Here is a 22,634-nt window from a genome sequence, read left to right as displayed (position 1 = left end):
CGGCCGGGGCGACCGGAGCCGGAGCGGCGGCCGGGGCCTCCGCGACCGGGGCCGGAGCCGGAGCCGGAGCAGCGGCGGCCGGAGCCGCGGCGGCGACCGGAGCGCCCGAGCCGTCGTCGATGATCGCCAGCTCGGCGCCGACCTCGACGGTCTCGTCCTCGCCGACCTTGATCGAGGCCAGAATGCCGGAGGCCGGGGCCGGGATCTCGGTGTCGACCTTGTCGGTCGACACCTCGAGCAGCGGCTCGTCGACCTCCACACGCTCACCCTCGGCCTTCAGCCAACGGGTGACAGTGCCCTCGGAAACGCTCTCGCCCAGCGCGGGCAGTGTTACTGAGACCGCCATGGTTTCAGCGACTCCTATTCAAGTCTTGCGAACTGGAAGATGGGGGGTGTGGGGGCGCGATCAGTCGTGCGCGTGCAGCGGCTTGCCGGCCAGCGCCAGGTGCGCCTCGCCCAGGGCCTCGGACTGGGTCGGGTGCGCGTGGATGAGCTGCGCGACCTCGGCCGGGAGAGCCTCCCAGTTGTAGATCAGCTGGGCCTCTCCGACCTGCTCGCCCATGCGGGCGCCGACCATGTGGACGCCGACCACGGCGCCGTCCTTGACCTGGACGAGCTTGATCTCGCCGGCGGTCTTCAGGATCTTGCTCTTGCCGTTGCCGGCCAGGTTGTACTTGACGGTGACGACCTTCTCCTTGCCGTACAGCTCGACGGCCTTGGCCTCGGAGATGCCGACGGAGGCCACCTCGGGGTTGGAGTAGGTCACGCGCGGGACGCCGTCGTAGTCGATCGGCACCGGCTTGAGGCCGGCCAGGCGCTCCGCGACGAGGATGCCCTCGGCGAAGCCGACGTGGGCCAGCTGCAGGGTCGGGGCCAGGTCGCCGACGGCCGAGATGGTCGGCACGTTGGTGCGCATGTACTCGTCGACGAGGACGTAGCCGCGGTCCATCGCGACGCCGTTCTCCTCGTAGCCGAGGCCGGCCGAGACCGGGCCGCGGCCGATGGCGACGAGCAGCAGGTCGGCGTCGATCTGCTTGCCGTTCTCGGTGGAGACGCGCACACCGGTCTCGGTGTACTCGACGCCGGAGAAGCGGGCCTTGAGCTCGAACTTGATGCCACGCTTGCGGAAGGCGCGCTCCAGCAGCTTGGAGGAGTTCTCGTCCTCCAGCGGGACCAGGTGCGGCAGGGCCTCGACGATGGTGACGTCGACGCCGAACGACTTCCAGACGGAGGCGAACTCGACACCGATCACGCCGCCGCCGAGGATGACGGCCGACTGCGGGATGCGGTCGAGCTTGAGGGCGTGGTCCGAGGAGATGACGCGGTTGCCGTCGATCTCCAGACCCGGGATCGAGCGCGGCACGGAACCGGTGGCCAGGAGGATGTGGCGGCCCTCGATGCGCTGGCCGTTGACGTCCACCGAGGTCTGCGAGGAGAGCTTGCCCTCGCCCTGGATGAAGGTCACCTTGCGGGACGCCACCAGGCCCTGGAGGCCCTTGTACAGGCCGGCGACGACGTCGTCCTTGTACTTGTGGACGCCGTTGATGTCGATGCCCTGGAAGGTGGCCAGCACGCCGAACTCGGCGGCCTCCTTCGTCTCGTCGGCGATCTCGGCCGCGTGCAGCAGCGCCTTGGTCGGGATGCAGCCGCGGTGCAGGCAGGTGCCGCCGAGCTCACCCTTCTCGACCAGGGCGACGCTCAGGCCCAGCTGGGCGCCGCGGAGCGCCGCGGCGTAACCGCCGCTTCCGCCTCCGAGAATGACTACGTCGAAAACGGTGCTGGCGTCGTTCGCCACGTCACGTCCTCCATGCAATGGGATGTGGATCGCCGGGCCGGTCGCGGTCCGGTGGGTCGGAAGCCCTTGTGGGGCGCCCAGTCGTGCCGGAAATACATCTTCGCACTTGTTCGCGGCGGCTGATGTCCGGGTCCACCCCAGGGGTGTCCCTGAGGGTGGTCGCAGGGGTGGGATTACCCCGGACGGAGGGGCATCGTCGCAGCTCAAGGCGGGGTTGACAGGGGGCTGGAGAGGGTTTCCGGGTGCCCTCGCAGCCGGTGGTTCCGCACTGTGGAACAAAGTTTCGCCCGCAGCGAACACGGGTGCGGAGCGCGCCCGCGCCCCCTACTCGCAGGTAACCCGCGGCGGAAGCCGGACGGGGCCCGGCGCGTGCGCGCCGGACCCCGTCCTCGGTCGTACCCGTCCGTCAGCCCTTGCCGCCCGCGGCCTTCTGCTCGGCGAAGCGGACCAGGGTGCGGACCGCGGAGGCGGTGCCGCCCCGCGGGGTGTAGCCGAACGGCGCGGCCTCGTGGAACGCCGGGCCGGCGATGTCCAGGTGCGCCCAGTCGATGCCCTCGGCCACGAACTCCTTCAGGAACAGGCCGGCCACCAGGCCGCCGCCCATCCGCTCGCCCATGTTGGCCAGGTCGGCGATGGTCGACTCGGTCATGCCCTTGCGCAGCTCGGCCGGCAGCGGCATCGGCCAGGACTGCTCGCCCACCTCGCCGGCCACCGCGTGCAGGTCCGCGCGCAGCTCGTCGTTGTTGGCCATCACACCGAAGGTGCGGTTGCCCAGCGCCAGGATCATCGCGCCGGTCAGGGTCGCCACGTCGACGATGACGTCCGGGTTCTCCTCGCCGGCCCGCACGATGGCGTCGGCCAGCACCAGGCGGCCCTCGGCGTCGGTGTTCAGGACCTCGACGGTCTTGCCGCCGTACATCCGCAGCACGTCGCCCGGGCGGGTGGCCGTGCCGGACGGCATGTTCTCGGCCAGCGCCAGCCACGCGGTGACGTTGACCTGGAGGCCGAGGCGCTTGGCGGCGACGACGGCGGCGAACACCGCGGCGGCACCGGCCATGTCGCACTTCATGGTCTCGTTGTGGCCGGCCGGCTTCAGCGAGATGCCGCCCGAGTCGTAGGTGATGCCCTTGCCGACGAACGCCAGGGTGGCCTTCGCCTTCGGGTGGGTGTACGCCACCTTCACCAGCCGCGGCGGGTTGGCCGAGCCGTTGCCGACGCCCAGCAGGCCGCCGAAGCCGCCCTTGAGCAGGGCCTTCTCGTCCAGCACCTCGACCTTCAGGCCGTGCTCCTTGCCGGCGGCCTGGGCGATCGCGGCGAAGGACTTCGGGTTCAGGTCGTTCGGCGCGGCGTTGATCAGGTCGCGGGCGCGGTTCATCTCCTCGCCGACGGCGACGGCGCGCTCGACCGCGGCCTTGGCGTCCTTGCTGCCCTTGCGGGTCGAGAGCACCAGCAGCTCGCCGACCGGCTCCTTGCCGCCGTTGCCGTTGCTCTTGTAGGTGCCGTACGCGTAGGTGCCGAGCAGGGCGCCCAGCGCGACCGCCTCGACCTCCTCGGCGGACTCGGCCGGCAGGGCCAGCGCGACCTTCTTGCTGCCGGCCAGGGTGCGGGCGGCGACACCGGCCGCGCGGCGCAGCGCCTCCGGCGCGTACCCGCCCTCGACGGCGTCGCCGAGGCCGACCGCGAGCACGAGCGCGGCCTTCAGACCGGCCGGGGCGGGCACCTTGACGGCGTCGCCCTCGGCGCCGGTCGCGCCCAGGGTGGCGAGAACCTCGGCCAGCTTGCCCTCGAACGCCTCGGCCACGGCCTCGCCGCCCGGGGCCAGCACGATGCCCTTGGAGCCCTTCGCCACGCCGATCACCAGGGCGTCCGCGCGCAGCGAGGCGGCGGCGGAGGTGCTCACAGACAATGCAGTCACGTAATGCGTCCTGTTCTTTCGCGGTCCACGGCCGGTCGCGGCGCGAGTGCCGCACCGGCGCAGCCCGGAACCGCCGGCCAGGCCGGCCGGCGGTGTCGGACCCGGGACCCCTGGTGTGCGCGACCGCCGTCGCGGCGGTCGCGCACACCAGAGGCCCCGGCGCCGCGACGGGCGCCGGACGGGCAGGACCTGCGACGGTGCAGGGCTGCGGTGCTCCCCGCATGGTAGTCCGCATGGTGGGATCACGCGCCGCCCGGTCTACCCCCTTTCGGCACCGGGGCTTTGGCGCCCTCAGCGGGGCAGCAGCGCCAGTGCCAGCAGCGCACCCGTCGCGGCGGTCTCCACCGTCGCGCCGAGCACGTCCCCGGTGATCCCGCCGAACCGCCGCACGCACCGCCGCAGCAGCGGCCCGGCGGCGGCGGTGCCGAGCACAACGGCCAGTGGCAGCAGGAGGGCTGACCATCCGTCGGGAATCCCGAGGAGTCCGAGCAGGGCCGCCGCGGCCCCGGTCGAGGCGAGCGCCGCACCCGGCGTCACGGTGCTCGCCACCATCGCGCCGAGCCCGCCCGGCCGGGCCGCCGGCACCGTGCGCAGACAGCCCCAGGCGAGCGCGCAGCGCCCGGCCACCGCCGCGGCGAGCACCGCGAGCGCGCCCCGCAGCGGGGAACCGTCGAACTGCCCGGCCAGCGCGGCCACCTGCGCGAGCAGGACGAGCACGAGGGTGAGCACGCCGAACGGGCCGATGTCCGACTGCTTCATGATCCGCAGCGCGTCCTCGGCGGGCTTGCCGCTGCCCAGGCCGTCCGCGACGTCCGCCAGGCCGTCCAGATGGAGGCCCCGGGTGGTCACCGCGAGCACGGCGACCGCCGCGACCGCCCCGAGCAGCCCGCCCGCGCGCCAGGCGACCAGCGCCCCCGCCGCCCCGGCGAGCGCCCCGAGCACCACCCCGACCAGCGGCGCGGCCACCATCGCCCGCCCCCCGGACGCCCGGTCCCACCGGTCGACCCGCACCGGCAGCACCGACAGGGTCCCGAACGCGAACCGCAGCCCGTCCCGCAGCCCGTCCCGCAGCTCGTCCCGCAGCCCGTCCCGCACCGTCAACCACCCACTCCCGTCCGGCACCCGGCCGGGTGCCGGAAGCGCGCGTGCCAAGAGCAGGGCCCGGGACCCGTCGACCAGCGACGGATCCCGGGCCCCGGCCCTTCCTTACAGCTTGCCCAGCAGCTCCGCCGCCGTCGGCAGCCTCGCCGGCTCCTTCGGCGCCGCCGGCACGTACGCCGTCGGCGGCTCGTCGGCCAGCGTGTCCGCCGCGGCCTGGAGCAGCGGCAGCGCCATCAGCGCGCCGACGCCCTCGCCCATGGTGATCCCCTGCTCCTGCAGCGGCGTCAGGGTCAGCCGGTCGTACGCCTTCGCCTGGGCCGGCTCGCCGCTGGTCTGCCCGGCCCGCCACCACTCCGGCGCCCGGAACGCGATCCGCTGCGCGACCAGCGCGCAGGCCGCCGAGACGACCCCGTCCAGCACCACCGGCAGCTTCCGCACCGCGGCCTGCAGCAGGAAGCCGGTGATCGCCGCGAAGTCCGCGCCGCCGGTGGCCCCGAGCAGCGCCAGCTGGTCGCCCAGCACCGGCCGGGCCCGCCGCAGCGAGTCGCGCACGGTCGCGCACTTGACCATCCACACCCGGTCGTCGATGCCCGAGCCGCGTCCGGTGACCGCCGCCGCGTCCGTCCCGCAGAGCGCGCCGACCAGGACCGCCGCCACCGTGGTCGAGCCGACCCCGAGGTCGCCCAGCACCACCAGGTCGGTCCCGGCGTCGGCCTCCTCGTCGGCGACGGCCATCCCGGCCCGGAACGCCCTGGCGGTCTCCTCGGGGCTCAGCGCGTCCTCGACGTCGATCCGCCCGGAGCCGCGCCGCACCCGGTGCGCCGTCACCTCGTCGGGGAAGTCCGCGGTGTCGGCGTCGACCGCGACGTCCACCACCCGCACCTCGGCGCCGAAGCGCCGGGCGAGCAGTGCGACCGGCGCGGTGCCGTCGAGCACGGCCCGCACCCGCGCGGCCGTGCCGCCCGCGGCGGGCAGCCGGGAGACCCCGACCCGGGCCACCCCGTGGTCGGCGGCGAACAGCACCACCTTGGGCGCCGACAGCGGCCGCACGGGGGAGCGCCCCTGCACGGAGGACAGCCAGGCGCCCAGCTCCTCCAGCTTGCCGAGGCCGCCCAGCGGCCGGTCCAGCTCCTGCCACCGCTCCTCGGCGGCGCGCCGGGCGCTCTCGTCGGGGCGCTCGACGAGCGAGGAGAACGTATCGAGATCCACGGTCGTGTCCATCGTCCGGAAGGCTACACGCCGCACTTCCTCAGTGGACGGGCGGCTTGACGCTGAGAACCTGCCCCGCCACCACCAGCAGCACACGCTCGGAGGCGTCGGCCACCATCATGTTGAGCCGGCCCAGGGTGTCGCGGAACCGTCGGCCGGCGGCGGTGGCCGGGACGACGCCCATGCCGACCTCGTTGCTGACCGCCACCACCTGCCGCCGGGTCCCCGCCCAGGCGGCCGCCAGCGCTTCGCAGCGCCGCTGCACCTCGGCCTCGCCGCCGTCCGCCCAGACCGCGTCGTCCCAGGCGCCGCACTCGTCCATCACCGAGGTGAGCCACAGCGCCAGGCAGTCGATCAGCACCGGCGCCGGGTCGGCGGTGTCGGCCAGGACGGCCTCCAGCCCGCAGGTCTCGGCGGTGCGCCAGCTCGCCGGGCGCCGGTCCCGGTGCAGGGCGACCCGCTGCGCCCACTCCGCGTCGCCGTCCCGGGTGCCGCCGGTGGCCACGTACAGCACGTCGTCGTACCGGGCCAGCAGCTGTTCGGCCCGGGTCGACTTGCCGGACCGCGCGCCGCCGAGGAGCAGGGTGCGGGGGAGCGGTGCGTCAGGTGTCATGCGCCCATCCTCGCCCACGGCGCATACCGAAGATCCGGCCGGGCAACCTGAGGGCAGGTGCTCTCCGCCGGGTCGCGCATGGCGTGATCCGGAAGGGAGCACCTAGGGTGCGCAGCACAGCACATCGCTGGTCGTCGGCGGGAGGAGCCGGGCATGGTCTGGACGTGGCGGTACGAGAAGGCGGACGGCACCGTGGTGGCCCCTGGCAGCGGGCAGGCGGAGGAGTTCGCCGGCCAGGGGGACGCGGAGACCTGGATCGGGGAGAACTGGAAGCAGTTGGCCGAGGACGGCGTGGACCGGGCGGTCCTGCTGGACGACGACCGCGAGATCTACACGATGAGCCTGCACGAGGGCTGATCCGGCCCGGACGGGGGGCCGCGCGCCGGTGCGCGGGCGGCCTCCCCGGGCTGCCCGCCGGGGCTACTTCATCCCGACGACGTGCAGCAGCGCGGCGACCTGCCGGTACGGGTCGGTGCGGCCGGCCCGCTCCTCGGCCTCCAGCAGCTGGGCGAGCTGCCGGCCGTCCACGGGCGGCGCGTCGTCGGGGGTGCTCTCGGTGAGGACCCGGACGCCGTACCAGTGCCGCAGCGGCACGGACACCTCGGAGAGGGTGACGGCGAGGTCGCCGATCCGGTCGGCGCGGGCCGCCAGACCGAGCCGGTTGTAGTACCGGTCGCTCTCGAAGGCCTCCAGGGCGGCGCGCCAGTCGCCGGCGGCGGCGGGCCGCAGGGCGAGCGCGTCGCGGTTGCGGACCACCAGCGAGAGCAGCCCGCCCGGGGCGAGCAGCCGGGCCAGCGAGGCGATCATCGGATCGGGGTCCGGCAGGTACATCAGCACGCCGTGGCAGAGCACGACGTCGAAGCTGCGCGCCCCGAACCAGCGCCCGCACTGGTGCCCGTCGCCGATCAGCAGCTGGATCCGCTCGCGTACCGCGTCCGGTTCCTCGGCCAGCGTCTCCTGGGCGGCGCCGAGCGCGGCCGCGTCGGAGTCGATGCCGGTGACGTAGTGGCCGGCCCGGGCCAGCCGCAGGGCCTGGGTGCCCTGGCCACAGCCGATGTCGAGGACGCGCTGGGCGGTGCGTCCGGTGAGCTGCTCGGCGAGCTGCCGGGCGACCATCTCCTGCCGGACGAGGTTGCGCAGGGTGCCGGAGCGCCCCGGCGCGGGGCCGGTGCCGCCGGCGAAGGAGCCGCTGCGCGAGGGCAGCCGCCGCTCGTGGCCGTGCCGCTCGTACCCGTCACGCTCCTGGGTGAGCCGGTCCTGCGCGAGCCGGTCGTGGCCGCCGCCCCCCTGGCCGGGGAGCGCGTAGAGGCCGGGCCCGTCCCACAGGGGAGGGGCCCAGCCGGAGTCCACCGGTTCGGCGGTCAGGGCTTCTCCCCGCGCCGCACCTGCGGCTTGGGCAGTCGCAGCCGGCGCATCTGCAGGATGCGCATCAGGCCGTACGCGACCGCGCCGCGGGTGTTCTGCCCGGCGAAGCGCTCGGCGAGCTGCTTGCGCAGGCCGAAGCCGAGCCGCACGAAGTCCAGGATCACCAGGACGAAGAAGAGCAGGAACAGCACGGTGGAGAGCAGCTGCAGGGCCGGCACCTTGACGATGCTGAGCACCAGGATCAGCACGGCGGCGGGCAGGAAGAACTCGGCCAGCGACCAGCGGGCGTCCACGTAGTCGCGGGTGAACTTCCGCACCGGGCCCTTGTCACGGGCCGGCAGGTGGCGCTCGTCGCCGTCCATCAGCGCCTGGCGCTGCTTCTCGCGCTCGGAGCGCATCCGCTCGCGGGCCTGGCGGGAGGCCTCCTTGCGGTCCTTGGGCACGGTGACCCTGGTCCGGCGGTTGGTCTCGGCCTCGCTGCGCTTGGGCGTGGGCCGCCCCTTCTTCGCCTGCGGGTCGCGGGTCTGCGTCTTGCCGTCCTGCTTCTCCAGCACGGTGGCGGAGGCGGCGGCTTCATCTGAACGGCGTCGGAACACACCACCAGCCTACGGGGTGCGGCGACGCTTCTCCGGGTCGCCCGGGAACCGAACGCGTATCGATCGCGTCCCGGCGAGGCCGCGACGGGCCCCAGGGGGGACCGAGGTCGGGGTCCCGTACCCGTTCAGGGGGGAGTCCCGTAGGGGATCACTCCGCTGACCGGCGGGTGGAATGAGGGCGGGATCCACCCCGCGGATGAGGCTTCCCGGGACCGACCTGTAGCAGGCTTGTTGCAGGCAGGTGCACTGCGGCGACGGGCTCGCTGCACATACACTCGTCGTGTCTGGTAAGAGACTGATACCGCAGGCCGGAGAAGGGGGCACCCGAGGCCCATGAGCGACGGAATCATGAAGCGTATGGGGCTGATCTTCCGCTCCAAGGCGAACAAGGCCTTGGACCGGGCGGAGGATCCGCGTGAGACGCTCGATTATTCGTACCAGAAGCAGCTCGAGCTGCTGCAGAAGGTGCGTCGTGGCGTCGCGGACGTGGCCACCTCGCGCAAGCGTCTGGAGCTCCAGCTGACCCAGCTGCAGCAGCAGTCGGCGAAGTACGAGGACCAGGGCCGCAAGGCGCTCTCGCTCGGCCGGGAGGACCTCGCCCGCGAGGCCCTCACCCGCAAGGCGAACATGCAGTCCCAGATCAACGACCTGGAGGTGCAGTACCAGCAGCTCCAGGCCGAGGAGGAGAAGCTCACGCTCGCCTCCCAGCGGCTGCAGGCCAAGGTCGACGCCTTCCGCACCAAGAAGGAGACCATCAAGGCCACCTACACCGCGGCCCAGGCGCAGACCCGGATCGCCGAGTCCTTCTCCGGTATCTCGGAGGAGATGGGCGACGTCGGTCTGGCGATCCAGCGGGCCGAGGACAAGACCGCGCAGATGCAGGCCCGGGCCGGTGCGATCGACGAGCTGCTGGCCTCCGGCGCGCTCGACGACGCCAGCGGTCTCGGCCGCAAGGACGACATCGAGGCCGAGCTGGAGCGGGTGGCCGGCGGTTCCGACGTCGAGCTGGAGCTGGCCCGGATGAAGGCCGAGCTGACCGGGGGATCCCCGGCCGCCCCGCAGGCGATCGAGCAGGGCCGCCCGCAGGATGCCGCGCCGCAGCAGCAGGACGGCCCGCGGATCAACTACAACAAGTAGTCGGAGCGGCAACCGACCTGAGCTCCGCCCCGGAGCACCTCCGGGACCATCCCCAGGAACAGGGAGACGCACGGCATGATCATGCGGGTCATGGGTGAGGGGCAGTTCCAGGTGGGCGAGACCCATCTGAACCGGCTCAACGAGCTCGACGAGGAGCTTCTCACCGCACTGGAGTCGGGGGACGAGGAACGGTTCCGCCGGGCGCTCGTGGAGCTGCTCGGCGCCGTGCGGGAGTTCGGCACCCCGCTGGCGGACGATTCGCTGGAGCCGTCCGACCTGATCCTGCCGGACGCCGAGGCCACCATCGAGGACGTCCGCGAGATGCTGCGGGCGGAGGGTGACGGCCTCATTCCGGGCATTCCCGAGTAGCCGCCGTCTCGCGCCAGACACGAGGGCGGGCCCCCTCCGCACGGAGGGGGCCCGCCCTTTGTCGCTGTCCGGACCGCGCCCGGACCGCGCCCGGACCGCGCCCGGACCGCGTCCGGACCGGCTGCGGTCCGGCGAATCGTTACGGCAGGGCCAGCATCCGGTCCAGCGCCGCCTTGGCGTACTTCTCGGTCTCCGGGTCGACCTTGATCACGTTCGGCACCCGGCCCTCGACCAGCGACTCCAGCGCCCACACCAGGTGCGGGAGGTCGATCCGGTTCATGGTGGAGCAGAAGCAGACCGCCCGGTCGAGGAAGACGACCTCCTTGTCCGGGTGCGCCTTGGCGAGCCGGCGGACGAGGTTGAGCTCGGTGCCGATGGCCCACTTGGAGCCGGGCTCGGCGGCGTCCAGCGCCTTGATGATGTACTCGGTCGAGCCGACCATGTCGGCGGCCGCGACGACCTCGTGCCGGCACTCCGGGTGCACCAGGACGTTGACGCCGGGGACCCGCTCGCGCACGTCGTTCACCGAGTCCAGGGTGAACCGGCCGTGCACCGAGCAGTGGCCGCGCCAGAGGATCATCTTCGCGTCCCGCAGCTGCTCGACGGTCAGGCCGCCGTTCGGCTTGTGCGGGTTGTAGACGACGCAGTCGTCCAGCGAGAAGCCCATGTCCCGCACCGCGGTGTTGCGGCCCAGGTGCTGGTCGGGCAGGAACAGGACCTTCTGGCCCTGCTCGTACGCCCACTCCAGCGCCCGCCGGGCGTTGGAGGAGGTGCAGATGGTGCCGCCGTGCCGGCCGGTGAAGGCCTTGATGTCGGCGGAGGAGTTCATGTACGAGACCGGGACGGTCACGTCGGCTATCCCGGCGTCGGTCAGCACGTCCCAGCACTCGGCGACCTGCTCGGCGGTGGCCATGTCGGCCATCGAACAGCCCGCGGCGAGGTCCGGCAGGACGACCTGCTGGGCGTCGCCGGTGAGGATGTCGGCCGACTCGGCCATGAAGTGCACACCGCAGAAGACGATGTACTCGGCCTCCGGGCGGGCCGCCGCGTCCCGGGCGAGCTTGAAGGAGTCGCCGGTGACGTCGGCGAACTCGATCACCTCGTCGCGCTGGTAGTGGTGGCCCAGGATGAAGACGCGGTCGCCGAGCGCGGCCTTGGCGGCGCGGGCGCGCTCGACCAGGTCCGGGTCGGAGGCCGGGGGGAGGTCGCCGGGGCACTCGACGCCGCGCTCGCTGTTCGGGTCGGCCTGGCGGCCGAGCAGCAGCAGAGCGAGCGGCGTCGGGGTGGGGTCGACGCCGTAGGTCTCGGTGATGGTGGTGGTCACGGGCGGGTGCCCTTCTGTGCGGCCGATCAAGCGGTGCAGCCTTTTCGTCTAACTGACGCAATCTATGATAACCGGTTAGCGTCAGAGTGACGATGGCCATCCTGTCGATGTGACGAGAACCGCTCGCCGGTTCGGAGCCTTCCCGGGCCCGTCCGGCGTGGCCGGAACCGGATCCCGGTCCGGCCGGGTTTCGCTGGTGGCATGAAGGCAATCGCGATCCACCGCTACGGCGGCCCCGAAGTGGTCGAGTACACCGACCTGCCCGACCCGAAGGTCGGCCCGGACTCGGTACTGGTGCAGGTCAGGGCGGCCGGGGTGAACCCGGTCGACTGGAAGGTGCGGGACGGGCGGCTGGACGGCCTGCTCGACGCGCACTTCCCGCTGGTGATGGGCTGGGACGCGGCGGGCGTGGTCCGGGCCGTCGGCGGCGGTGTCACCGAGTTCGCGCCCGGCGACGAGGTCTACGGCTATGTGCGCAAGGACACGGTCGAGCACGGCACCTACGCCGAGCTGGTGGCCGCGCCGGTCCGCACCCTGGCCCGCAAGCCGGCCGCGCTGGACTGGGCACAGGCCGGCGGACTGCCGCTGGCCGGGCTCACCGCCCTCCAGTCGCTGCGGGCGGTGGGCGCGGGCCCCGGCGACACCGTCCTGGTGCACGCCGCCGCCGGCGGGGTCGGCCACCTGGCCGTCCAGATCGCCCGCGCCCTGGGCGCCCGGGTGATCGGCACCGCCGGCGAGCGCAACCACGACTACCTGCGCGAGCTCGGCGCCGAGCCGGTCCGGTACGGCGAGGGGCTGGCGGAGCGGGTCAGGGCACTGGCCCCGGAGGGGGTGGACGCGGCCCTGGACCTGGTCGGCGGCGACGCCGTCGAGGTCTCGGCCGGACTGGTCGCCGACCCGGCGCGGATCGCCTCCGTCGCCGACTTCGGGGTCAAGGCCCTCGGCGGCCGCTACGTCTGGGTCCGCCCGGACGCCGCCGGGCTGGCCGAGCTGGCCGCGCTCGCCGACGAGGGGCGGCTGACCGTGACCGTCGCCTCCACCTTCCCGCTCGCCCAGGCCGCCTCCGCCCAGGCGCTCAGCGCGGAGGGCCGTACCCGGGGCAAGATCGTCCTCCTCGCCGACTGAGCGCCGCCGCCCGGCCGACGGACGCGCGTCCTCCCGTTGTCATCCGTCAGCGGTGAACTCGCTCCTGACATCCGCCAGAATGGAGCCGAACCGTTTCAGCGGGCCGCTGCCGCCGTCCCCGGCGGGCGAGGCCCCGCCCCGATCCCGATCCCGACGCCGCACGACCCGTGGAGCCCCGCACCGATGACCAGCAGCCGAGCGAACGAGACGGTCGGGGCCTCCCTGGACGAGACCGACCGCCTCCTGCTCGCCCGGCTGGCCGGGGACGGCCGCGCCTCGTACGCCGAGATCGGGCTCCAGGTGAACCTGTCCGCGACCGCCGTCCGCCGCCGGATCGACCGGCTGCGGGCGCGCGGGGTGGTCCGCGGATTCACCGTGGTGCTCGACCCCTCGGTGCTCGGCTGGCAGACCGAGGCCTTCGTCGAGGTCTACTGCCGCGAACGGACCGCCCCCGAGGAGATCCTCGCCAGCCTGCGGCAGTTCCCCGAGGTGATCGCCGCCTGGACGGTCACCGGCGATCCCGACGCGCTGGTCCACCTCCGGGCCGCCGACATGCGCCACCTGGAGGCGGTCATCGAGCGGATCCGCCGCGAGCCCGGCGTCCAGCGCAGCCGCTCCTCGGTGGTCCTCTCCCAGCTGATCGGCTAGCCGATCGGCCGGCCGGGAGAACCTCCCCGTTCGGCCCATTTCGCCCCCCGCGCAGGAATCCTGCGCCGGGTCCGCCGAAGACGCCCGAAAGCTGCCCGACCGGCCGCGTTCCGACGCGCGGGGAGGGCCCGGGGCTGCCTACGCTGATCATGTCCGGCCGTGCGGTGCCAACCCCCCGTTCCACCGGATCCTCCCCGACCCCCACAGCCGAGAGGGACACCCGTGTCCGCAGCCCCCGACCGCATGCACCGGCCCGACAGCGACCTGGTCGACCTGGTTTTCGACTACATGCGCGAGCGGCTGCAGTACGACCCGGTCCCGCTCGACCACCCCGGTGACGGCGAGCACCTGCGCGCCCAGCTGTCCGGCCTGCTCAACCAGGACGGCAACAACCCGGCCGACGTGCTCAAGCTCTACGACCACGAGCTCTCCCGCGCGGTGATCTCCGCCGACAGCCCGCGCTACCTGTCGTTCATCCCGTGCGCCCCCACCAAGGCCGCGCTGCTCTTCGACATGGTGGTCTCCTGCGCCTCGCTGCAGGGCATCTCCTGGCTGGAGGCGGCCGGCGCGATCGCCGCCGAGAACCAGGTGCTGCGCCTGATAGCCGACCGCGCGGGCATGCCGGCCTCGGCCGGCGGCACCTTCGTCTCCGGCGGCTCGGCCGGCAACCTCTCCGCCCTGGTCGTCGCCCGGGACACGGCCCGCCGCAAGCTCGCCGAGCAGGGTCGACCCAGTGGCCCCGAGGTCCGGCTGCGGATCGCAGTCGCCGACCAGGTGCACTCCTCGGTCAAGAACACCTTCAACATCATCGGCGTCGAGGCGTTCAAGGTCCCGACCGTCGACCGCCGGTTCACCGGCGAGGCGCTGCGCGCCGCCCTGGCCGCCGACCCGAACCCGGAGACGGTGATCGCCGTCGTCGGCACCGGCGGCACCACCAACGAGGGCATCGTCGACGACCTCCAGGGCCTGTCCGAGGTCGCCCGCGAGCGCGGCCTGTGGTTCCACGTCGACGGCGCCTACGGCGGCGCGGGCCTGTTCGCCCCCTCCGTCCGGGAGCGCTACAACGGCATCGAGCACGCCGACTCCTTCGTCGTCGACCCGCACAAGTGGCTGTTCGCGCCGTTCGACTGCGCCGCGCTGATCTACCGCAACCCGCAGCTCGCCCGTGCCGTGCACACCCAGGACGCCTCCTACCTGGACGTGCTGCACACCGAGGGCGACGAGTGGAACCCCACCGACTACGCCTACCACCTGACCCGGCGCGCCCGCGGCCTGCCGCTGTGGTTCTCGCTCGCCGTGCACGGCGTCCAGGCGTACACCGACGCCATCGAGGCCGGCCTGACGCTGGCCCGGGACACCGCGCAGCTGATCCGCGACAGCGAGCACCTGGAGCTGCTGTTCGACCCGCAGCTGTCCGCGGTCTGCTTCAAGCGCAACGGCTGGACCAACGACGACTACTACCGCTGGTCGCAGCAGCTGCTCGCGGACCAGATCGGCTTCGTCACCCCCACCGGCTGGGACGGCGAGACGGTCGCCCGCTTCGCCTTCCTGCACCCGGGCACCACCATGGAGATGGTCAAGGAGATCCTCGACACCATGGAGTGACGCCCGCGGCGCCCCGCGGTCTGCGCCGCCCGTTGTCCCGAGGAGCCCGCGTCCCCGCGCGCACCGACCCCCGCCCGGCACCGCCCGGCGGGGGTCGCGCGCGTCCGGGCTAGAGCAGCCCGCCGTTGGGGATGTACGGCGCCGGCGGGCGCATCCCGCGCAGCCCCAGGTACCCCCGGGTCTCCACGGACAGGCCCAGTTCCAGGCCGACGTCCAGCGCCCACTCCTGCTCGGCGGTCAGCGCCTCCACCCGCGCCTCCACCCCCTCCGGCACCCGGGCCAGCGCCTCGCGCAGCAGCCGGGTGGCGATCCGCTTCGAGGTGGCCGCCAGCAGCCGCACCTCGCCGCCCTCCCGGTAGCAGTAGCCGCTGCCGGCCAGGGTGTCCGCGACCAGCACCTCCTCGCAGTGCGCGAGCAGCAGTTCGTGGTCCGGACCGTGCGCGGCGCCGCGCAGCCGCCGGTCCACCGAGTCCAGCAGGTGCCGGTGGGTGGCGTTGCCGGGGTGCACCGGGAGGTCGCCCGGATCGACCAGCCGGGACCGGTCCACCCGCCCGGTCAGCTGCATCGCCGGGTGCAGCGTGAACCCGGCCAGCCGGTACCGCCGCACCGCCGCCGGCGACGGCGAGGCGCACAGCATCCCGCGCAGACAGCCGCGCCCGTGGGCGAGCGCCCGCTCCAGCAGCAGCCGCCCCACCCCCTTGCCCTGGGCCCGCGGCAGCACCACGAGCAGCGCCAGCACCCAGACGCCCTCGCGGCGCAGCGCGAGCACCGCGCCCACCGGCTCGCCGTCCAGCTCGGCCACCCAGCAGCCCTGCGGATCGGTGCGCGCGAGATGTCTGGTGCGGGCCAGCTGGAACACGGACGGCGGGGGCGGCCCGGTGACCTGCGGGGTGTCGGGGAGCGAGGCGAACGCGGCGACGGAGATCTGCCGGACCGCCTCCGCGTCGGCGGCGGAGTCCTGGAGCGGGCGCAGGAGCATGCCCTCCATCCTGACCGCCGGACCCGCGCCGCGGGGCCGGTTCGCCCGTATCCGTCCGACTGGGATGCCGCCGAGGTCCGCCGGTGTGCGAGCATGGAAGGCGTATGGGGAACGGGTGCACGCCCGGCCCACGGAACACCGCCGCCGTGAATCCACCGAAAACACTCCGTCGTCCGGGAAATGAATCCGGACGGCCGTCGGTTGGTACTGGCGGCAGACCGTCGTCAAGACCGGGAGAACGCAGATGACCGTCCAGGACGAGACCACCGTCGAGAGTGGCATCCTCCTCACCGATGCCGCCGCGGCCAAGGTCAAGGGCCTGCTGGAGCAGGAAGGCCGGGACGACCTGGCGCTGCGCGTCGCCGTCCAGCCCGGCGGCTGCTCGGGCCTGCGCTACCAGCTGTTCTTCGACGAGCGCTCGCTCGACGGTGACGTGCTGAAGGACTTCGACGGTGTGAAGGTCGTCACCGACCGGATGAGCGCCCCGTACCTGGGCGGCGCCACCGTCGACTTCGTCGACACCATCGAGAAGCAGGGCTTCACGATCGACAACCCGAACGCCACCGGCTCCTGCGCCTGCGGCGACTCGTTCAGCTAGTCGGTCCGGAGCTCGTCGCTCCGACCACGAAGGCGGCCCCCGGACACCGGGGGCCGCCTTCGTCGTGTCCGCGCGGAGTCCGCGCCGGGGTCACGGGTTGCCGGGGACGTCCGGGACCGCCGGATCCGGGCCGATCTTGGCGTCCGCCTCCAGCGGCACCTCCTGCCCGGTCGCCAGATCGGTCACCGCCCGGCCCTGGAGCGGCTGCTTCAGGTCGGCCGTCACGGTCTGCCGCTTCGCCAGCTCGGCGCAGGCCTGTCCGGCCGGGACCGGTGCCGCCGTGGTCACCCGGACGTCCACCCGGCCCGGCTTGGACTCGTCGGCCTTGAGCGCGTACCGCTGGCAGATCCCGCCGTAGAACCAGACCGTCAGCTTGTTGCCGTCCACCCGGTAGGTGATCGCCGGGTGCACCGGCGAGCCGCTCCCGGTGCCGTTCGGCGGCGGCTCGCCCACCGCGATGCCGTTGCCGCCCGAGCCCGGGGGAGTGGGCGCCGGGGTCGGGGTCGTCGCCGGGGCCGGCGGCTTGGTGGCCGGGGCCGGACCGGTCGGCCGCGGGTCCGGGGCGGTGGCCGTCGGGTCGACCGGCGGCGTGGTCACCGGGGCCGGCGCGGTCGGGGCGGAGGTCGAGGTCGGGGCGGCCGGGTCGGCGCTGCCGGTGGCCGCGCCCGGCGAGGCGGAAGCGCTCGCCGAGGCCCGCTCCCCGCCGGAGGCCGCCGCGTCCGAAGCCGCCTCGGTCCCGCCGTCGCAACCGGCCAGGACGGCCACCGCCGCCAGGGCGAGGGCGGCCAGCGCCGTCGCGCGTGCCCGGCCGGAACGCCTGGGCATGCTTTCCAGATCCATCTGAACTTCCTCCCGAGGGTTCAGCGGTACGCCTTGCCGGCCGCACCGCGGGGATGTGACGTGGCCCGGACGATTCCGGTTCCCCGCCCGCCCCGGCCGCACCCCGGGACCCTCGGGAGCCCCGCTCAGGGCCCGTACTCGGGCATCGACGCGACCACGCGCCGGGCCCGGGAGGGGACGCGGAAGCCGGAGCCGGCCGGCGCGCTGTCCTGCGGACCGGCGGCCAGCAGCGGCCAGAACCGCCGCAGCCGGCGCGAGGAGTCCACCAGCGCGTCGAGCGACTCCCCGTCGGCGTCGCCGAGCAGGGCGGGCGGAACCCGCAGCGGGTGGTGACTGGGCAACATCGGCCATCAACTCCGATCCACCTGCCGTGGCAGCGCCGCCACGGTCCGGTCGGGGCCGGGAGGGGCCCCTGACTGCGACCCTAGGCCGGGCGTCCGGCAGCCACCAGAGCTACCCCGGGGTAGTACACCTTCGGGGGCGGCGGGTGACAGCGGACGGCCGGGAACGCACCCGGCGTCTTGCTGGTGCCCCGGGCCCGCCGGGTACCGTAGGTGGGTTGCACCCCCCGCTGTTCAATGGCCCCGCTGCCATCCTGAGGAGACCCCGTGCGTATCGCCGTCGCCGGTTCGATCGCGACCGACCACCTGATGACCTTCCCCGGCCGGTTCGCCGACCAGCTGGTCGCCGAGCAGCTGCACACCGTGTCGCTGTCCTTCCTGGTCGACACCCTCGACATCCGCCGCGGCGGCGTCGCGCCGAACATCGCCTTCGGGATGGGCGTGCTCGGCCTGCGCCCGGTCCTGGTCGGCGCGGCCGGCGCGGACTTCGCCGAGTACCGCAGCTGGCTGGAGCGCAACAACGTGGACTGCCGGTCCGTCCACATCTCCGAGACCCGGCACACCGCGCGCTTCATGTGCACCACGGACGAGGACCACAACCAGATCGCCTCGTTCTACACCGGTGCCATGGCCGAGGCCCGCAGCATCGAGCTCAAGCCGATCGCCGACCGCGTCGGCGGCCTCGACCTGGTGCTGATCGGCGCCGACGACCCGCAGGCGATGGTCCGCCACACCCAGGAGTGCCGTACCCGCGGCTACGCCTTCGCCGCGGACCCGTCGCAGCAGCTGGCCCGCCTCGACGGCCACGACATCCGCCAGATCGTCGACGGCGCCGCGTACCTCTTCACCAACGAGTACGAGGCCGCGCTGATCGAGTCCAAGACCGGCTGGGACGCGGAGGAGATCCTCACCCGGGTCGGCACCCGGATCACCACCCTCGGCAGCAAGGGCGTCCGGATCGAGCGCAAGGGCGAGTCCCCGATCGTGGTCGGCTGCGCCCCCGAGGCCGCCAAGGTCGACCCGACCGGTGTCGGCGACGCCTTCCGGGCCGGCTTCCTGGCCGGCCTCTCCTGGGAGCTGGAGCTGGAGCGCGCCGCCCAGCTCGGCTGCATGCTGGCCACCCTGGTGATCGAGACCGTCGGCACCCAGGAGTACGAGCTGCGCCCGCACGACTTCCTGCAGCGCTTCGTCGCGGCCTACGGCGACGAGGCCGGCGCCGACGTCCGGGCGCACCTGGTCAACTGACCCGCCGCACCAGGTAGGCCGAGCCCCGGTCGCCGCCGTACTCGGCGGCCGGGGCCTCGCCCAGGTACTCCTGCTCGCGCATCCCGCACCAGGCCGGCACGTCCAGCCGGGCCGCCTCGTCGTCGGCCAGCACGACGACCGTGCCGCCCACCGGGACCTCGCCGATCCGCTTCGCCAGTTCGATCACCGGCAGCGGGCAGCGCTTGCCCAGCGCGTCCAGGACCAGCGGGCCCCCGTCGGACTCCCGGGCCGCGGCGGGCGCGGGCAGGTCCAGGCCCAGCGGCGCGCGGACGCCGGCCACCAGCTCCGGCAGCACCGTCAGGAAGCGGTCGATGTCCGCCCCGGCGGTGCCGAACGGCAGTGAGATCCGGACGTTCCCCTCGGTGAGCACGCCCATCGCGGCCAGCACATGGCTCGGCGTCAGCGTGGACGAGGTGCAGGAGGAGCCGGAGGAGACCGCGAACCCGGCCCGGTCCAGCTCGCCCAGCAGGACCTCGCCGTCCACGTACAGGCAGGAGAAGGTGACGATGTGCGGCAGCCGCCGCACCGGGTCGCCGACCACCTCCACCTCGGGCACCAGCCGCGGCACCCTGGCCCGGATCCGCTCGACCAGCTCGTGCAGCCGGGCGTTCTCCCGCTCCGCCTCGGCCCGTACCGCGCGCAGCGAGGCCGCGGCCGCGACGATCGCCGGCACGTTGACGAAGCCCGGCACCCGGCCCGCCTCCCGCTCGTCGGCGGGCAGCGGCGAGACGTGGCGGACGCCCTTGCGCACCGCGAGCACCCCGACCCCGGCCGGTCCGCCCCACTTGTGCGCGCTGGCGGTGAGCAGCGACCAGCCGGTGGGCAGGTCGACCCGTCCGGCGCTCTGCGCGGCGTCCACCAGCAGCGGCACCTCGCCGCGGAGCGCGGCCACCTCGGCGACCGGCTGCACCGTGCCCACCTCGTGGTTGGCGGACTGCAGCACGGCGAGCGCGGTGTCCGGCCGCAGCGCGGCGGCGAACTCCTCCGGGTCCACCCGGCCGTGCCGGTCCACCGGCACGGAGGTGACCTCGCCGCCCTCGGCGAGGTGGCGTTCGGCGCTGTGCAGCACGCTGGAGTGCTCGACGGCGGAGTGCGCCAGGTGCCCGCCGCGCCGCCGGTTGCCGCGCAGCGCGCCCAGCACCCCGAGTTGGACGGCCTGGGTGCCGCTCGACGTGAAGGCGATCTCGTCGGCCCGGCAGCCGATCACCTCGGCCACGGTCTCCCGGGCGGCGTCCAGGAGCATCCTGGCCTGGCGTCCGGAGCGGTAGAGCCGGGCCGGGTCGGCCCATCCCTCGTCCAGGGCGGCGGTCAGTGCCTGCCGTGCGACGGGGTGGAGCGGTGCGGTGGAGGCCACATCGAAGTACACGGTCACATTTAACGACACCGACGGGCGTGTCCGGGCTTCCGCCGACGGCTCACCCTCCGTCAGTCGATCATCCCGAATGTCCGGATAGTCCGCTCCCGACGGGGCGTCACCACGTTGTCCGAGGTCATCCCTCGATCGGGCGTACGGACCCCTAATGCCTAGGATGACCTGCGGCGCAGCCCCTGCCGGGCCTGATCGGGTGTCCGGGCGGCGCGTTACTGGGACCTGCCCGTCAGCAGCGCATAAGGCTGGAGTAGGGTTTGGCCCGCATAAGCATTCAAACCGTGCCCGTGGTCGGGTCGCCGGGGAGGGAAAGCCTCCCCGGGGCGACGCGAAGGCGGGCGAGACTTCGGGAAGGCGCTACGTGAGTCCCAACGGCTCCGACCGCTCGCCGCGGCGCACGATGCGGCGGAAGCTGCCTCAGGCGCTGGCACTGGGCCTCGTCATCGCGACCGCCACCGGCTGCTCGGCCAACGACCTCCCCAGGCTTGGCCTCCCGAGTCCTGTCACCAAGGAAGGGCCGATGGTCCTCCACATGTGGCAGGGCTCCTGGATCGCGGCGCTGGTGGTCGGCGTACTGATGTGGGGTCTGATCATCTGGAGCGTGATCTTCCACCGGCGCAGCCGCACCGGTGTGCAGGTCCCCCCGCAGACCCGGTACAACGTGCCCATCGAGGCGCTCTACACCGCGGTCCCGATCATCATCGTTTCGGTGCTCTTCTACTTCGTCGCCCGCGACGAGTCGAAGCTGATCTCCGTCTCCGAGAAGCCACAGCACATGGTCAACGTGGTGGGCTTCCAGTGGAGCTGGGCGTTCAACTACGAGAACACCGAGAACCCCGACCCGGCCAACCAGCAGGCCGCGTACGAGGTGGGCACGCCCAACGAGGCCCCCACCCTGTACCTGCCGGTGAACGAGACGGTGCAGTTCCGCCTCACCTCGCGTGATGTGATCCACGACTTCTGGCCCATCAACTTCATGATGAAGATGGACGTCGTCCCGGGCGTGGTCAACAAGTTCGAGGTCACCCCGACCGTCAAGGGTGAGTACAAGGGCAAGTGCGCCGAGCTCTGCGGCGTCGACCACTCGCGCATGCTGTTCAACGTGAAGGTCGTCGACCGTGCCGAGTACGACCAGCACCTGAAGGACCTCAGGGCCAAGGGTCAGACCGGCGCGGTGCCCTCCGGCATCACGACCATGGGAAGTGAAGAGAAGTGACCATCCTCAACGAGCCCGCCGCGGCCGGCGGGGGCGCCGGGGCCGTCACGGTCGGGGCGCAGCGGACCCGGAAGCCGGGTTCCACCATCATCAAGTGGCTGACCACCACTGACCACAAGACGATCGGCACGCTGTACCTGGGCACGTCGTTCGCCTTCTTCCTGATCGGTGGCATCCTCGCCCTGGTCATGCGCGCCGAGCTGGCTCGTCCCGGGACCCAGATCCTGTCGAACGAGCAGTTCAACCAGGCGTTCACGATGCACGGCACGGTCATGCTGCTGATGTTCGCGACGCCGCTCTTCGCCGGCTTCGCGAACTGGATCATGCCGCTGCAGATCGGCGCGCCCGACGTCGCCTTCCCGCGGCTGAACATGTTCGCCTACTGGCTGTACCTGTTCGGCTCGCTGATCGCGGTGGCCGGCTTCCTCACCCCGCAGGGCGCCGCCGACTTCGGCTGGTTCGCCTACGCGCCGCTCTCCGACGCGGTCCGCTCGCCGGGCATCGGCGCGGACATGTGGATCATGGGTCTGGCCTTCTCCGGCTTCGGCACGATCCTCGGTGCGGTCAACTTCATCACCACGATCATCTGCATGCGCGCGCCCGGCATGACGATGTTCCGGATGTCGATCTTCGTCTGGAACGTCCTGCTGACCGCCGTGCTGGTCCTGCTGGCCTTCCCGGTGCTCGCCGCCGCGCTGTTCGCCCTGGAGGCGGACCGCAAGTTCGGGGCACACGTCTTCGACCCGGCCAACGGTGGCGCGCTGCTCTGGCAGCACCTGTTCTGGTTCTTCGGCCACCCCGAGGTGTACATCATCGCGCTGCCGTTCTTCGGCATCGTGTCGGAGATCATCCCGGTCTTCAGCCGCAAGCCGATGTTCGGCTACTCCGGCCTGATCGCGGCCACCATCGCGATCGCCGGTCTGTCCGTGACGGTGTGGGCCCACCACATGTACGTCACCGGACAGGTGCTGCTGCCGTTCTTCTCCTTCATGACCTTCCTGATCGCGGTCCCGACCGGGGTGAAGTTCTTCAACTGGGTCGGCACCATGTGGAAGGGCTCGCTGAGCTTCGAGACCCCGATGCTCTGGACGGTCGGCTTCCTGGTCACCTTCCTCTTCGGTGGTCTGACCGGTGTCCTGCTGGCCTCCCCGCCGATCGACTTCCACGTCTCGGACTCGTACTTCGTCGTCGCCCACTTCCACTACGTGGTCTTCGGCACCGTC

At 72.9% G+C, this 22,634-nt stretch carries 22 protein-coding genes and 1 pseudogene; 10 read left to right on the top strand and 13 right to left on the bottom strand.

What is annotated here, in order from left to right:
* From BI06_RS28525 to cobU, 6 genes and pseudogenes are all read right to left on the bottom strand, one after another.
* Positions 1-346, bottom strand: a 346-nt coding sequence (locus tag BI06_RS28525) for a biotin/lipoyl-containing protein (protein ID WP_304440893.1), incomplete at its 3' end; no start/stop codon positions are given.
* 60 nt (positions 347-406) lie between these two features.
* Positions 407-1,813 (bottom strand): dihydrolipoyl dehydrogenase, encoded by a 1,407-nt coding sequence (gene lpdA, locus BI06_RS28520; RefSeq protein WP_094745444.1) that lies wholly within the window; start codon positions 1,811-1,813, stop codon positions 407-409.
* A 388-nt stretch (positions 1,814-2,201) separates the two neighbouring features.
* A complete protein-coding gene (locus tag BI06_RS28515; RefSeq protein WP_030391533.1) occupies positions 2,202-3,710 on the bottom strand; it encodes a leucyl aminopeptidase in 1,509 nt (502 codons plus the stop codon).
* 291 nt (positions 3,711-4,001) lie between these two features.
* The gene (locus tag BI06_RS28510) at positions 4,002-4,811 is read right to left on the bottom strand and encodes an adenosylcobinamide-GDP ribazoletransferase (RefSeq protein WP_233290310.1); all 810 of its coding nucleotides are present in this window, start codon (positions 4,809-4,811) and stop codon (positions 4,002-4,004) included.
* Positions 4,812-4,916: 105 nt separating this feature from the next.
* Complete coding sequence (locus tag BI06_RS28505; RefSeq protein ID WP_037778633.1) at positions 4,917-6,032, bottom strand: nicotinate-nucleotide--dimethylbenzimidazole phosphoribosyltransferase; 1,116 nt, start codon at positions 6,030-6,032, stop codon at positions 4,917-4,919.
* Between the two features lie 28 nt (positions 6,033-6,060).
* Positions 6,061-6,717: pseudogene (gene cobU / locus BI06_RS28500) on the bottom strand (bifunctional adenosylcobinamide kinase/adenosylcobinamide-phosphate guanylyltransferase); the annotation flags it as partial.
* Positions 6,718-6,786: 69 nt separating this feature from the next.
* Between cobU and BI06_RS28495 the strand changes: the two are divergent.
* A complete protein-coding gene (locus tag BI06_RS28495) occupies positions 6,787-6,990 on the top strand; it encodes a hypothetical protein (RefSeq protein WP_030391529.1) in 204 nt (67 codons plus the stop codon).
* 63 nt (positions 6,991-7,053) lie between these two features.
* Here BI06_RS28495 and BI06_RS28490 read toward each other — a convergent pair whose 3' ends face one another.
* Both BI06_RS28490 and BI06_RS28485 read right to left on the bottom strand, forming a co-directional pair.
* Positions 7,054-7,749: a bifunctional 2-polyprenyl-6-hydroxyphenol methylase/3-demethylubiquinol 3-O-methyltransferase UbiG gene (locus BI06_RS28490; protein WP_030391528.1), complete on the bottom strand. Its 696-nt coding sequence runs from the start codon at positions 7,747-7,749 to the stop codon at positions 7,054-7,056.
* A gap of 245 nt (positions 7,750-7,994) precedes the next feature.
* A complete protein-coding gene (locus BI06_RS28485) occupies positions 7,995-8,594 on the bottom strand; it encodes a DUF3043 domain-containing protein (RefSeq protein ID WP_030391527.1) in 600 nt (199 codons plus the stop codon).
* Between the two features lie 333 nt (positions 8,595-8,927).
* On the opposite strand from BI06_RS28485, the gene BI06_RS28480 reads away from it, so the two are divergent.
* Both BI06_RS28480 and BI06_RS28475 read left to right on the top strand, forming a co-directional pair.
* Positions 8,928-9,731 carry a PspA/IM30 family protein gene (locus tag BI06_RS28480; RefSeq protein WP_078879583.1) on the top strand — a complete coding sequence of 268 codons (804 nt, stop codon included), beginning with the start codon at positions 8,928-8,930 and terminating at the stop codon, positions 9,729-9,731.
* A gap of 75 nt (positions 9,732-9,806) precedes the next feature.
* Positions 9,807-10,100 (top strand): hypothetical protein, encoded by a 294-nt coding sequence (locus BI06_RS28475; RefSeq protein WP_030391525.1) that lies wholly within the window; start codon positions 9,807-9,809, stop codon positions 10,098-10,100.
* A 139-nt stretch (positions 10,101-10,239) separates the two neighbouring features.
* Here the strand turns inward: BI06_RS28475 and nadA are convergent, their stop codons facing one another.
* Positions 10,240-11,424, bottom strand: a complete 1,185-nt coding sequence (gene nadA, locus BI06_RS28470) for a quinolinate synthase NadA (protein WP_369826238.1) — start codon at positions 11,422-11,424, stop codon at positions 10,240-10,242.
* A gap of 201 nt (positions 11,425-11,625) precedes the next feature.
* On the opposite strand from nadA, the gene BI06_RS28465 reads away from it, so the two are divergent.
* From BI06_RS28465 to BI06_RS28455, 3 genes are all read left to right on the top strand, one after another.
* Positions 11,626-12,549, top strand: coding sequence for an NADP-dependent oxidoreductase (locus tag BI06_RS28465; protein ID WP_199523354.1), 924 nt, complete (start codon positions 11,626-11,628; stop codon positions 12,547-12,549).
* Between the two features lie 183 nt (positions 12,550-12,732).
* Positions 12,733-13,197, top strand: coding sequence for an Lrp/AsnC family transcriptional regulator (locus BI06_RS28460; RefSeq protein ID WP_051742023.1), 465 nt, complete (start codon positions 12,733-12,735; stop codon positions 13,195-13,197).
* Between the two features lie 222 nt (positions 13,198-13,419).
* Positions 13,420-14,802, top strand: a complete 1,383-nt coding sequence (locus tag BI06_RS28455; protein WP_094745443.1) for a pyridoxal-dependent decarboxylase — start codon at positions 13,420-13,422, stop codon at positions 14,800-14,802.
* A gap of 109 nt (positions 14,803-14,911) precedes the next feature.
* On the opposite strand, the gene BI06_RS28450 is transcribed toward BI06_RS28455, so the two are convergent.
* Positions 14,912-15,781: a GNAT family N-acetyltransferase gene (locus BI06_RS28450; protein WP_030391520.1), complete on the bottom strand. Its 870-nt coding sequence runs from the start codon at positions 15,779-15,781 to the stop codon at positions 14,912-14,914.
* Between the two features lie 244 nt (positions 15,782-16,025).
* Here BI06_RS28450 and erpA point away from each other — a divergent pair, with 244 nt between their 5' ends.
* Positions 16,026-16,379, top strand: coding sequence for an iron-sulfur cluster insertion protein ErpA (erpA, locus tag BI06_RS28445; protein WP_030391519.1), 354 nt, complete (start codon positions 16,026-16,028; stop codon positions 16,377-16,379).
* A 90-nt stretch (positions 16,380-16,469) separates the two neighbouring features.
* Here the strand turns inward: erpA and BI06_RS28440 are convergent, their stop codons facing one another.
* Both BI06_RS28440 and BI06_RS28435 read right to left on the bottom strand, forming a co-directional pair.
* Positions 16,470-17,219 carry a hypothetical protein gene (locus BI06_RS28440; protein ID WP_051742020.1) on the bottom strand — a complete coding sequence of 250 codons (750 nt, stop codon included), beginning with the start codon at positions 17,217-17,219 and terminating at the stop codon, positions 16,470-16,472.
* A gap of 125 nt (positions 17,220-17,344) precedes the next feature.
* Positions 17,345-17,563, bottom strand: a complete 219-nt coding sequence (locus tag BI06_RS28435; protein WP_030391517.1) for a hypothetical protein — start codon at positions 17,561-17,563, stop codon at positions 17,345-17,347.
* A 264-nt stretch (positions 17,564-17,827) separates the two neighbouring features.
* Between BI06_RS28435 and BI06_RS28430 the strand changes: the two genes are divergently transcribed.
* A complete protein-coding gene (locus tag BI06_RS28430; RefSeq protein WP_030391516.1) occupies positions 17,828-18,805 on the top strand; it encodes a carbohydrate kinase family protein in 978 nt (325 codons plus the stop codon).
* On the opposite strand, the gene BI06_RS28425 is transcribed toward BI06_RS28430, so the two are convergent.
* Complete coding sequence (locus tag BI06_RS28425) at positions 18,798-20,192, bottom strand: cysteine desulfurase/sulfurtransferase TusA family protein (RefSeq protein ID WP_043473312.1); 1,395 nt, start codon at positions 20,190-20,192, stop codon at positions 18,798-18,800. The genes BI06_RS28430 and BI06_RS28425 overlap by 8 nt on opposite strands.
* Before the next feature lie 364 nt (positions 20,193-20,556).
* Here BI06_RS28425 and coxB point away from each other — a divergent pair, with 364 nt between their 5' ends.
* Both coxB and BI06_RS28415 read left to right on the top strand, forming a co-directional pair.
* Positions 20,557-21,411 (top strand): cytochrome c oxidase subunit II, encoded by an 855-nt coding sequence (gene coxB, locus BI06_RS28420; protein ID WP_030391514.1) that lies wholly within the window; start codon positions 20,557-20,559, stop codon positions 21,409-21,411.
* On the top strand, positions 21,408-22,634 hold a 1,227-nt coding region (locus BI06_RS28415), incomplete at its 3' end, for a cbb3-type cytochrome c oxidase subunit I (RefSeq protein ID WP_043472429.1). The genes coxB and BI06_RS28415, both read left to right, overlap by 4 nt.

This window comes from Kitasatospora sp. MBT66, from assembly GCF_000710405.2.
GTDB classification, from domain to species: Bacteria; Actinomycetota; Actinomycetes; order Streptomycetales; family Streptomycetaceae; genus Kitasatospora; species Kitasatospora purpeofusca.
This window is presented reverse-complemented; position numbering and strand designations above follow the sequence as displayed.